The 11,467-nt window shown below is 37.6% G+C and carries 13 protein-coding genes; 6 read left to right on the top strand and 7 right to left on the bottom strand.

What is annotated here, in order from left to right:
• Positions 1–103: 103 nt before the first annotated feature.
• A complete protein-coding gene (locus H4J39_RS13455) occupies positions 104–703 on the top strand; it encodes a DUF4202 domain-containing protein (protein WP_182228921.1) in 600 nt (199 codons plus the stop codon).
• Positions 704–772: 69 nt separating this feature from the next.
• On the opposite strand, the gene H4J39_RS13460 is transcribed toward H4J39_RS13455, so the two are convergent.
• Genes H4J39_RS13460 through H4J39_RS13470 form a run of 3 tightly spaced genes read right to left on the bottom strand, consistent with a single transcriptional unit; the run spans position 773 to position 3,120 of the window.
• Positions 773–1,138 (bottom strand): YbaN family protein, encoded by a 366-nt coding sequence (locus H4J39_RS13460; RefSeq protein WP_182228922.1) that lies wholly within the window; start codon positions 1,136–1,138, stop codon positions 773–775.
• Positions 1,139–1,195: 57 nt separating this feature from the next.
• Positions 1,196–2,200, bottom strand: a complete 1,005-nt coding sequence (locus H4J39_RS13465) for an ABC transporter permease (protein ID WP_182228923.1) — start codon at positions 2,198–2,200, stop codon at positions 1,196–1,198.
• A 5-nt stretch (positions 2,201–2,205) separates the two neighbouring features.
• On the bottom strand, positions 2,206–3,120 hold the full coding sequence (locus H4J39_RS13470; protein WP_182228924.1) for an ABC transporter ATP-binding protein: 915 nt from the start codon (positions 3,118–3,120) through the stop codon (positions 2,206–2,208).
• A gap of 166 nt (positions 3,121–3,286) precedes the next feature.
• Here H4J39_RS13470 and H4J39_RS13475 point away from each other — a divergent pair, with 166 nt between their 5' ends.
• Positions 3,287–3,517 carry a hypothetical protein gene (locus H4J39_RS13475; protein ID WP_182228925.1) on the top strand — a complete coding sequence of 77 codons (231 nt, stop codon included), beginning with the start codon at positions 3,287–3,289 and terminating at the stop codon, positions 3,515–3,517.
• Positions 3,508–3,765 carry a hypothetical protein gene (locus H4J39_RS13480; RefSeq protein ID WP_182228926.1) on the top strand — a complete coding sequence of 86 codons (258 nt, stop codon included), beginning with the start codon at positions 3,508–3,510 and terminating at the stop codon, positions 3,763–3,765. The genes H4J39_RS13475 and H4J39_RS13480 overlap by 10 nt, the downstream gene beginning before the upstream one ends.
• On the opposite strand, the gene H4J39_RS13485 is transcribed toward H4J39_RS13480, so the two are convergent.
• Positions 3,762–5,969, bottom strand: coding sequence for a GNAT family N-acetyltransferase (locus H4J39_RS13485; RefSeq protein ID WP_182228927.1), 2,208 nt, complete (start codon positions 5,967–5,969; stop codon positions 3,762–3,764). The genes H4J39_RS13480 and H4J39_RS13485 overlap by 4 nt on opposite strands.
• Before the next feature lie 216 nt (positions 5,970–6,185).
• Between H4J39_RS13485 and H4J39_RS13490 the strand changes: the two genes are divergently transcribed.
• From H4J39_RS13490 to H4J39_RS13500, 3 genes are all read left to right on the top strand, one after another.
• A complete protein-coding gene (locus tag H4J39_RS13490) occupies positions 6,186–6,353 on the top strand; it encodes a PA3496 family putative envelope integrity protein (RefSeq protein ID WP_182228928.1) in 168 nt (55 codons plus the stop codon).
• Positions 6,354–6,468: 115 nt separating this feature from the next.
• Entirely contained in the window at positions 6,469–7,152 is a 684-nt protein-coding gene (gene pdxH, locus H4J39_RS13495; RefSeq protein ID WP_182228929.1) for a pyridoxamine 5'-phosphate oxidase, read from the top strand.
• A gap of 92 nt (positions 7,153–7,244) precedes the next feature.
• Positions 7,245–8,045, top strand: a complete 801-nt coding sequence (locus H4J39_RS13500; RefSeq protein ID WP_182228930.1) for a transporter substrate-binding domain-containing protein — start codon at positions 7,245–7,247, stop codon at positions 8,043–8,045.
• Between the two features lie 72 nt (positions 8,046–8,117).
• Here H4J39_RS13500 and H4J39_RS13505 read toward each other — a convergent pair whose 3' ends face one another.
• The 3 genes from H4J39_RS13505 to H4J39_RS13515 are packed head-to-tail and all read right to left on the bottom strand — an operon-like array spanning position 8,118 to position 11,325.
• Entirely contained in the window at positions 8,118–9,248 is a 1,131-nt protein-coding gene (locus H4J39_RS13505) for a sodium ion-translocating decarboxylase subunit beta (RefSeq protein WP_182228931.1), read from the bottom strand.
• Positions 9,249–9,254: 6 nt separating this feature from the next.
• Positions 9,255–11,024: a sodium-extruding oxaloacetate decarboxylase subunit alpha gene (gene oadA / locus H4J39_RS13510; protein ID WP_182228932.1), complete on the bottom strand. Its 1,770-nt coding sequence runs from the start codon at positions 11,022–11,024 to the stop codon at positions 9,255–9,257.
• Positions 11,025–11,034: 10 nt separating this feature from the next.
• The gene (locus tag H4J39_RS13515) at positions 11,035–11,325 is read right to left on the bottom strand and encodes an OadG family protein (RefSeq protein ID WP_182228933.1); all 291 of its coding nucleotides are present in this window, start codon (positions 11,323–11,325) and stop codon (positions 11,035–11,037) included.
• Positions 11,326–11,467: the final 142 nt, after the last annotated feature.

Raw genomic sequence — 11,467 nt, forward strand, 5'->3', positions numbered from 1 at the left:
ATCAATTTCTCTTATTTTGACAAAAAATTTAATTGGAGTTTTTATTTTATCCATAAAAAGCTAACATATTGTTTTAATTCGCCCTAGGCATTGGATACCCTTTATGAATTCATCTCGTTTAACAGCCGTACATTCTGCGATTGACAAAATAAATAGTGAAGATCCCAACAAAACGCAGGTTAATGGGCTTTCTCAACCCAATGAGTTACTTTACGGTCAGTACATGACCGCTTGCCTAGAGCAGTATTTCCCCCAGTCGAATGAATTAGTAAAAATTGCGGTGCGTGCACAGCATATTAAACGTTGGGATTTAAAACGTAACGAGTTTGATGAAGGTAAAGCAGGGTATTATCAGTGGCGGATTGCGCAAGGAAAATTCCATGCACAGCTTACTAAGTCGTTAATGTTGGAAAATGGTTATGATGAAAATGAAGCTGAATTGACCGCTTGTATTTTAAGAAAAGAACAGCTTAAAACTAACGAGAATACCCAAACTTTAGAAGATGTGGCTTGCCTCGTATTTCTACAATATTACTTTGATGCTTTCGCCGCAAAATACACAGAAGCAAACAACGAAGCTAAAATTATTAGGATTGTACAAAAAACGTGGGGGAAAATGTCAGACCGTGGCCACGAAATAGCCCTTTCATTAACGTTACCTGATCACCTAGCAGCATTAGTGGGTAAAGCATTAGCTGAATAAGTATTTAAAGATAATAAAATATTTTTTATTTACATTTATTAAATAAAAAATAACGGCTGAAGTTTACCGCTAAGTTTGCTTATTTCCATCCGAAATAGGCAGTCGCCATAAAAAAAACAATGGCCCTGTCACCAAAGCGATGATCACAATCCGTAATATATTATTATCTAATAAATAGCACGACCAGCTAGACGCTAAGACAATAGAAGTTAACGCTATTATCTTAGCACTTCTTGGAAGACTGCGAGATGCTTGCCAATGGTAAATAAGTGGTCCAAAAATTTTATTTTCCAGTAACATTTTATACATTTTCGGCGAAGACTTAGCGAAACAAGCCGCCGAAACCAATAAAAAAGGCGTTGTAGGTAAAATAGGTAAAACAACACCTAATATAGCAAGAGCTACAAAAAATATGCCGACAATTTTTAGTAACATATAAACGCCTTAATGCACTAACGATCAAACAGTGATAACAAAGTTATCACTTTAATATTAACGTTCGGTGTTCCAACTGAATAAGTACGAACCTAATGCTAAGAAAATAGTACTCATTATTAATAGTGCCATTACGTGGTAACTTATATCGGCAAGCGTAGCCCCTTCTGTGATCACTTTTCTCGCGCCAGCCACTAAGTGAGTTAAAGGTAAAAAGTCAGCCAAGGCTTTCACCGCATTAGGTGCACCTTCTAAGCTGAACCATACGCCTGATAGCAACATCATTGGCCATGATGTTAAATTAAGTAAACCGCCAATAAGCTCTTCGCTTTTACTTCTGCTTGCAACAAGTAACCCTAACGAAATTAAGCTAACCGCGCCTAGAATAGCAATAATAAAGAGATCAAAATAACTGCCCAACATATAAAAATCAAAAAAGAAATTACAACCAATATACACAACGCTCGACATAAACATCACAATAAAGATACGTGAAACCAACTGTGCAGACACAAATTCAAAAGCTGAAAGTGGTGTCGCTTTTAAGCGTTTAAGTACAGCATTTTTACGATAACGTACAATGACATAGCCAACCCCAAATAAACAACTAAACATCATATTCATGCCTAAAATTCCAGGTAACACCCAATCAACATAACGGATTTTCTTACCATGGGTTTCTAAACGTTGAAAGTCACTATGTTGTCCTATAAATATTTTTTCAACAAGGTAACTATTGGGTGAACCTTGACTCACCCAGTAACTTTTTTCATTAAAATCAACTAAAAAATCAATAGCATGCTGTTCTAGCTTTCGTGTTGCTAACGCTTTATCCTGGTAATCAATAAAATCAATATAACGTGTTTCCATAAACGTTGATTGTACAGAACCAATGTTAACAACCCCTACTTTATAAACCGCTTTCCCATCGCCAGAAAAGACAAAAGACAAACCGGCTAGCATTAATATGGGGAAGAGCAAATTCCAACCTAAGGATGAACGATCACGAAAAAATTCAATATTACGGGCCTTTACTACCGCAAAAAAACGTTTTAAATTCATTAATATTACTCCCTTAACGAATGGCCAGTTAATTTTAGAAAAAGATCATCAAGGTTTGGAGACTTCACTTGTAATCCGTCTAGCGGAACTTGTGCAGCAATTAACAAACTGATGGTTTCTTCTACTTGTTGTGTGCTAATTTCGACACGGTCGTGTGCAATAATCCACTGATGCTTATCAATTAATACTTGAGGTACTTGCGCTTTAGGCAGGTAAATAAATACGTTTTGAAAATGTTTAGCAAGGAGTCTATTAGGTGTACCACTTTCAATAATTTTACCATTGTCCATAATAACCACGTCATCACAAAGTTGCTCTGCTTCATCCATGTAATGGGTGGTTAAAATAACCGTTTTATTTTGTGCTTTAATATTTTTAATTAACTGCCAAAAATTTCGTCGCGCTTGTGGATCAAGTCCTGTGGTTGGTTCATCAAGAAAAATTATTTCTGGGTCGTTAATTAACGCCAATGCTAATAATAACCGTTGACGCTGTCCACCCGACAATAGGCGATTATCTCTATCTAAAAAGTCTTTTAAACCACAAAGTTCGATCAATTGCTGATGAGGTAAGGTATGGTCATAAAACGCAGTGAATAAATTTAAGGTTTCTTGTACCGTTAAAAAATCTTGCAAGGCGGTACTCTGAAATTGAATACCAATTTGCTGACTTATATCTTTACTAATGGCTTTTCCTGAATACAGTACTTGCCCACTCGTGGCATTAATTATCCCTTCCATTATTTCAATCGTTGTCGTTTTACCCGCCCCATTTGGCCCTAAAAGACCAAAACAGTGCCCTTTAGTAATAGCAAAACTGATATCGTCAACGGCTTGAACACCTTTGTAGGTTTTCACTAAACGATTCACTTCAATAATATTATTTTTTGTATCGTTGAGTGAATTTTCAACTTCTGTCATAACTTTCCTATCAAGACCTGTTTCTTGGGCATTATTGTAATGCGATATTTATGAAGATTACATAATTAAACTAAATAAAACTCAAATGATAATAATTATCATTTGCATCATGTCTTTTTTTACATTAAATTAATTTCAAAGAAATCTCAATAAAAGGAGTTTTACCATGGGCGCACAACAATACTATATCAATAGAAAAAATATCCAAGACGGTTACGAGAGCTCAAAGAATGAAAAAGCACAAGTTGAATTACCCATCAAATTATTAGAGAGATTAATATTATCTGGCGCTTTAGCTGGTCATGAATGTAGGTGCTTAGACGATGCAGCACGTAAAACGTTATGGCAATCACTTTTACAGAGCAGCTTACAGGGAGAACAATCATTATGCCGCTAACTTACTCCGCCAATTCACATTCAAAAATTTTTCACTGTGCCATTGCCCATTCAAGCGAGCTTTGCCAAATTGAAGACTGGTTGAATCTATTAACAAAGACTTACGCTACGCACCCCAGTAACGGTTTAGCGAAAGTCATTACCTACTACTTAACGCGCATTATAAAGCATGACGACTTTACCGCTTTCGCTAGTCAACCTTGTCATTATTTTACCATGCTCAAGTTTTGGCGACAGCAAATAGCCTAAGTGTGTTGTTGTGAAATATAATCGACTAATGCGTTGTTAAGCATTTTTTTACCGGTTAGTTGATGATTTTTACACACCTCATTAAGTGTTTTTTTCTGTAAAACTCGTTCAATTAACAACAATATTTGTGGCTGATATTCTTTTTTACAATGAATAACACACCAATAATGTAGCGCTTTTACACAGTGACTAAATTGCCGCTTTTTTAAGATAAAGTCATTAATACTACCCACTTGATGAGCACTTAATTGCGGTAAACTTTTATCAGGACAGTGGTGTAATATTTGCCAAACAAGTTTAGGTGCCAGTCCTTTATATTCGTCAGTGAGCAAGTAATCGAATGAATGATAAAATTCATTGACAATTTTTCGTTCAAAAAACTGACCGCGTTCACTCATTGCAGAAAGCACTAAAGCAGAATGTTCACCACTGGCTTTATCTTGGGTAAAACCGATCCGAGCCACTTGGTAATCCGCATTTTGCCAAAACTTAAGCAAAGGAGCATTAGCGCCAAAACTTGCGCCAATAAAGTCAAAACGTTGCTTTTTAGCAAATTTTTCGAGCTGTTTAATAAAACACGTACCAAAACCGCACCCATGATATTGCGGATGAATAGCAATACGTAAAACGCGTAAATATTGATAATTAAAGCTTTCACTAAATCCACAATGTGTCAGTAATGACTGAGGAATAAATTGATTTTTTAATCGACGTTTATTCTCTGCAATGGCTTGAATGTCAAAGTCTTCATTGCAACCTTCTTCAAGGAGTACCGCAACCCCGACAATACGGTTATCGACAGTAGCGATAAAGAGATTTACCGCTTTATTATCAAGTAATAGCGTAATATCGTTTGGTGATGTTTGATAATGCGCCGTCACTAAAACAGCAAAAACCTGCTGTAATAAATCAGTATCTTCAATAAGCGACTCTGCCGATACTTGCTTAACACATAACTCGCTTTCCCTTGAGCGCTGCGCTGATGCCTGGGTTAACAATAAGGGATTCAAAGAAATATCCGCTAATGCAGGCAGCGTTGCTAACTTCGCATTGAGTAAGCAACTTTCGAAAACAAAGTTTTCTAACGGGTCTTCTTTACACCAACGAATAGGTTCATCAATATGAAATCTTCGCCACTGTGGTACCCGTTGTTGCAACGCCTGCTGAAATTTAACCGTAAAGCCACGCCCTGCTCCCTCATAACCATGTACGGTACTCGAAAAAACAACTCGTGAAAAACGAGACGTTAACGTTGTTAATAGCGGTACAGGAATGGCTGCAGCCTCATCAACGAGTAGTAACGAAATATTCAATGAATCGCTTGCTTGAATAAGTCGGTCAACCGCAATAAAGGTGATAGAACCAAAGGGGTGAGTTATTGATGTTTTACTAGCATTAACATAGTCAATTTTTGTGCCCCGTGCCGCAAATGAAAAAGCAATTTGGCGGTAAAAAACCGTTAAAGCGCGAATATGGGGAGCCGTGATGAAAATATCAATTTTCTCGCTACCAACAGCATTATTATTTTCAATTAACTGAACACAAGCAATAGCCAGTGCAGATGATTTACCCCGACCACGATCGGCTGTTAGCACTAAGGGCCGGTTTCTATGGCCCTGACTCACTTTCATAATATGTTCAACTGCAACTTGTTGTTCTTTTGTTTTACATTGATATAAAAAATCACCTGCCACAGAGGGTGGTACAGGTAATGCCTGTTTTAGCACAGGAAACGTTTGCTTAACGCTTTGCGAAAGAGTGATCAATTCATTGTTGTTGAGTAATTGTTGATAAAAGTATTTTAATGAAAGTAAATCAGTTTGTTCAATCGCTTGTGCTAACGGGGTTTCAAGCCACAAGAACATAACGCCCCCTGCGACCAAAGTGCCTGAAAGAGCTGCAAAAGCGTCTAAATTAATAGTATCAAGTGTTGAACTTTCATTACCTTCAACACAAGAGAATAATATCTTATTATTCTCGCTACCCAATTGCTGAGCATAATGTTTACTATCAATAGTCGCGGGTATTTCTTGATGATGACTAAAGACTAACCAAGCATCTTTAGGTGGGGTTTGTGCCGTTAATTGCAGTAATTGCTTTACCCAACAAGCATCACCGACAAGTAAAACCAATTGACGCTGAAAATTTGCTAATGCCTGACATTGACATTGTTCAAGCCATTCGGCGAAATTACGATTGGGCATAGTAGTCGCTAAATTATAGTAGGTCTGAAGATAAATCAGTTTATCAATGTGCTACCACAATGCAAAACTATTTATGCGTTAAGATTTATTGTTCTAACGCTATCGTAGTGAAATTAAGTAGATGATTAAGCAATTTTATTGAAATTTTCTCAGTTGTTGCCTATCTTCAAATTAATCCCTTAAATAAATATAATTAACCGTGAGAAAAACACGATAATGTCAGATGAATATAGAGCAAAAGACGAATCAGAGAACTACGACAAAGATCTCGCTACAGGGAAAAAAGCAGATAAAAACTCAAAAGTACGAAAACGTATTGATGATTTGTTAGAAAAAAAACGACTCCGAGAGGCATTAGACTTCTCTGATGATTGGGATATTTAATCCTATATAATTACTGATTAAAGTAAATTAAGCGCACAATCTCTTATTGTCAGATAAAACATTCATGCTACTATCTTAATACTCTTTATCCCTTACATCATTTTATTCTACCGTTATGACATTATTTGAAAAATTACGTTGTTTATTAACATTTGGTCAGGGGGTTGCCTTACCACTCCCCGAGTTTTCTTCACAAACAAATCCCATTGAGCTATTTGATCAATGGTTTAACGACGCAAAGAAATCAGGCATCTTATTACCTGAATCTATGTCGGTTAGTAGTGCGAATAAAAATGGCCAACCGAGCTCTCGTATGGTGTTATTAAAAGAGTTTGATGAAAGTGGTTTTATTTTTTACACCAATTACGCGAGCCGTAAAAGCCAAGATTTAACGGAAAATAATAAAATCGCCTTATTATTTCACTGGAATGTTCTACAGCGCCAAGTCCGTATAGAGGGTGTGGTAGAAAAAGTGACTCATGAACAATCAGAAAAGTACTTTCATAGTCGAGATCGAGGCAGCCAAATTGGCGCATGGGCGTCAAAGCAAAGCTCACCACTGGCGAGTAAAGAAGTATTAAAAGAGCGCGAAGCTTATTATACTGAAAAATTTGCCGATCAAGAAATACCGCTACCTGAATTTTGGGGTGGTTGGCGAATAAAACCTCACTACATCGAGTTTTGGCAAGGTCGCGCTAACCGTTTACATGACCGCATTTGCTTTGAGCAGGAGCAACCTACAGAAGAAACACAAGAAGACCCAAAAGTATTATGGCGTCAATTTAAATTAAATCCTTAATAATATTTTTTATGATTTTAAGACATTTAAATAAAATCTATCTGTAGTAATTTACTGACATGGACGGTCAATGAATTTATAGGATGCCTATTTTGAACAATATGACTGTGTTCAATAAAGTTGTTATTACCTTTATTTTACTGGCTTTATTTAGCTTAGAAACCTTAGCCAATAATAATAAAATTACCGTCGGTCTAGAACCCTTTCCTCCATTAGTAAACGAAGATGGCAGTGGTTTTGTGATTGATATGCTTAATGGGCTACAAGATAATTCAGCCCTAACGTTTAACTATCAAATAATGACCTATGCTCGTGCTAAAAGGGAATTAAAAAGGCGCCGTATTAACATCATAGGTTTAACACCTAAAGATAGTGAAACACAAAAATTTTACCAATTTGCACAAGAGCTTTCATGGCACTTTGACACCACCGTAGACCTTTACTCAACATCACCCAATCACTTCGACATTAACAATTTGCCCGAACGTAGTATTGGTACGCTAATTGGTAATGCTGATTTTTTTGCTGAATTAGCGCAAGTACCTAGAGAGAAATTCATTGAAGTGGGCAGTTTAACGCAATTAATTATGATGATGGCACGTGGAAGAATCAAAGTAATAATTTTTGAACGAGTCGCTATGATGTCGACGATAAAGTCATTACAAAACGATCTTCGCACTAAAATTCCAGCTGAAATCAATTCACCAGAAAGTCCACAGAAAATTTATTATAAGAAGTTTAAAATCATTGCAGCAAGTCTTGCTGTTGCAAAAAGTGAAACCGGAGATTTGCTAAAGAAACAACTCGATGAACTGTTATCTGAAAATACTAGCCAATATTTTAAAAAAATAGCGCCTTACGCAAAGTTACCTAACAGTGGTGTTATTGAATAATAACGTGTTATAAAAACGGGAAGCAAAGCTTCCCGTTAATCATAATATATAGCGGTAATAATAAAACTACTTTTATCCAACGAGCGCCAACAAAATACCTGCAGCAACCGCCGAGCCAAGCACACCAGCAACATTAGGTCCCATCGCGTGCATGAGTAAAAAGTTATGTGGATTAGCTTCTAACCCCACTTTATTGGCAACACGTGCCGCCATAGGTACCGCCGAAACTCCTGCTGCACCAATGAGTGGATTAATGGGTGTTGATGAAAGTTTATTCATCAATTTCGCCATTAACACCCCAGAAGCGGTGCCAATTGAGAATGCCACAGCACCTAAGCCTAAAATACCCAACGTTTCTATGTTTAAGAATGCTTCTGCACTTAACTTAGAGCCAACACCTAAACCTAAAAATATAGTGGTGATATTAATCAACTCGTTCTGCGCTGTAGAGCTTAATCGGTCAACCACACCACATTCACGCATCAAATTACCTAAACAGAACATACCCACTAAAGGTGTTGCTGACGGTAAAAAGAAAATAGTCATCAGTAAAACCCCTAATGGGAATACTATTTTTTCAATTTTAGTGACTGGGCGTAATTGCGCCATCTCAATTTTACGTTCATCTTCAGTGGTTAATGCCCTCATGATAGGTGGCTGAATAATAGGTACTAGTGCCATATAAGAATAAGCAGCAACGGCGATAGCACCTAATAACTCTGGCGCTAATTTCGAGGCTAAAAATATAGCAGTAGGACCATCGGCACCACCAATAATGGCAATGGCAGACGCATCTTTAAGGGTAAATTCAATACCGGGTATCGCGTTTAAAGCAATAGCCCCAAATAAAGTCGCAAAAATACCAAACTGTGCAGCAGCACCAAGTAATAAGGTTTTAGGGTTAGCGATTAATGCGCCAAAATCGGTCATAGCTCCGACCCCCATAAAGATAATCAACGGGAATATCCCTGTATCAATACCCGCATAGTAAATGAAGTGTAATAAACCACCCACTTCTGAAAATCCAGCTAATGGTATATTGGTTAATATCGCACCAAAGCCCATAGGTAATAACAATAACGGTTCAAAGTTACGTGCTATTGCCAAATAAAGAAGCAAACAGCCCACTATCATCATGATCACTTGACCCGACTCAAAGTTAGCTAAGCCCGTAGACAACCAAAGTTTATTTAATGAATCCATTATTATCTATCCTAAACTCAATAAAGCTTGACCAACAGTAACCGAATCACCTTCTTTAACATCCACTGAAGTGATAATACCTGAGTTAACAGCACGAATTTCAGTTTCCATTTTCATTGCTTCCATGATGATAACAACCTCACCGGCTGCAACCTCATCACCTTCATGTACAAGCACTTTAAAGATGTTACCGGCAAGTGGTGCATTTAACGCCTCTGAAGCTGATGATGACGGTTTAGTTGCTTGACCACTACTTGGCTGCGTAATTTGACTAATATCGCCACCTTGCGCTACAACAACGTCAAATACCTTACCATCAACACTTACCGCGTAACTTTCTGGCGCTGTTGAACTTTTAGCTGGGGCAGATGTTGCCACCGCGTCTTCAATAGTCGGTACAGGTTCAAAAGCATCTGGGTTATTTCTATTTTCTAAGAATTTCAGCCCTATTTGTGGAAAAAGTGCATACGTTAAAACGTCATCAATCACTTCGTCTGCTAAATCAATTTTCTTTTCTTTAGCCAGTGTTTCAAGTTCTGCAGTGAGGTTGTCAAGTTCAGGCTTAATTAAATCAGCAGGACGACACGTAATCGCTTCTCCACCGTCTAAAACACGCGCTTGTAATTCGGCATTTACTTTATCTGCCGTTGCGCCATATTCACCTTTTAACACACCCGCAGTTTCTTTGGTAATTGATTTGTAGCGCTCACCCGTTAAAACATTTAATACGGCTTGCGTACCCACAATTTGTGAGGTTGGCGTTACCAAAGGGATATAACCTAAATCTTTTCTTACTTTTGGAATCTCAATTAATACTTCATCGAGTTTGTCTGCAGCACCTTGTTCTCTTAACTGCATTTCCATATTTGTTAACATGCCACCTGGTACTTGTGCGAGTAAAATTCGAGCATCAATGCCTTTTAAGCTGCCTTCAAATTTAGCGTATTTTTTACGCACTTCACGAAAGTAAGCCGCAACTTCAGCAAGTTTAACCATGTCTAAACCGGTATCTCGTTTAGTCCCTTCAACAATCGAAACAATCGTTTCTGTTGGTGAATGTCCGTAAGTCATACTCATTGACGAAATAGAGGTATCGATAACATCTACATCAGCATCAATCGCTTTCATGTGAGTCGCAATACTTAAACCTGTAGTCGCATGGCAATGTAGAGCAATAGGCAAAGAAACGGTTTCTTTGAGGCGACCAATTAACTCTTCAGCATCGTAAGGTTTCAATAAGCCAGACATGTCTTTAATACATAAAGAATGCGCGCCCATATCTTCAATTTGCTTAGCCATTGTTAGCCAGCCTTCAAGTGTATGCACTGGGCTTTCGGTATAGCTTAATGTGCCTTGTGCGTGCGCACCCACTTTCACCGCTGATTTAATGGCGGTTTGTAAATTACGTACATCGTTCATTGCATCAAAAATACGGAACACGTCAATACCGTTAACATGAGCACGTTCAACAAACTTTTCGACCACATCATCAGCATAGTGGCGGTAGCCTAGAATATTCTGGCCACGAAATAACATTTGCTGTTTAGTTTTTGGCATCGCTTTTTTTAAGGCGCGCAAACGTTCCCAAGGATCTTCACCTAAATAGCGAATACAAGAATCAAAAGTCGCACCACCCCAAGACTCAATTGACCAAAAACCAATTTCATCAAGTTTTGGCGCAATGGGTAGCATGTCCTCAAGACGTAATCGAGTGGCGAGTAATGATTGATGACCATCTCTTAAAACAACTTCAGTGATACCTAATGGCTTTGTCATGAGTTTATTCCTATTTAGTTTTATCGGTGCTTGAAGGGTTATTATGTTGTTTGCGGTATTGCGTTACAGCAGAAGTAATTGCCGCCACCACATTGGGTGAAATACCATCAACATTTTGTTTTGTTTTTTGATTCGACCGTGTGGATCGTGTTTGGATAACAGCATCTGGAAATTTAATGGCTAAGCGTTTTAAAACCACATTAATAAAAACAATCGTCAAGCCTAAAAAGGCAAAAACGAAGACCATGCCAGCAAGCATTAATGTACCCGCTTCTATAAATAATTGGTTTAGGTGTTCCATGAAAGATCTCATTCAAAGAAAAAGTGTAATTAGAATAATCACTCCAATGCCTATAAAGCAAACTAATTATTGCTGTTTCAGAAAAATAATTTAGTGTCAATATAGATTAGAGTAAATATTCAGTATTTTTTCAGACATATCA

The sequence above is a fragment of the Colwellia sp. Bg11-12 genome (assembly GCF_014076955.1).
Classification (GTDB): domain Bacteria; phylum Pseudomonadota; class Gammaproteobacteria; order Enterobacterales; family Alteromonadaceae; genus Colwellia_A.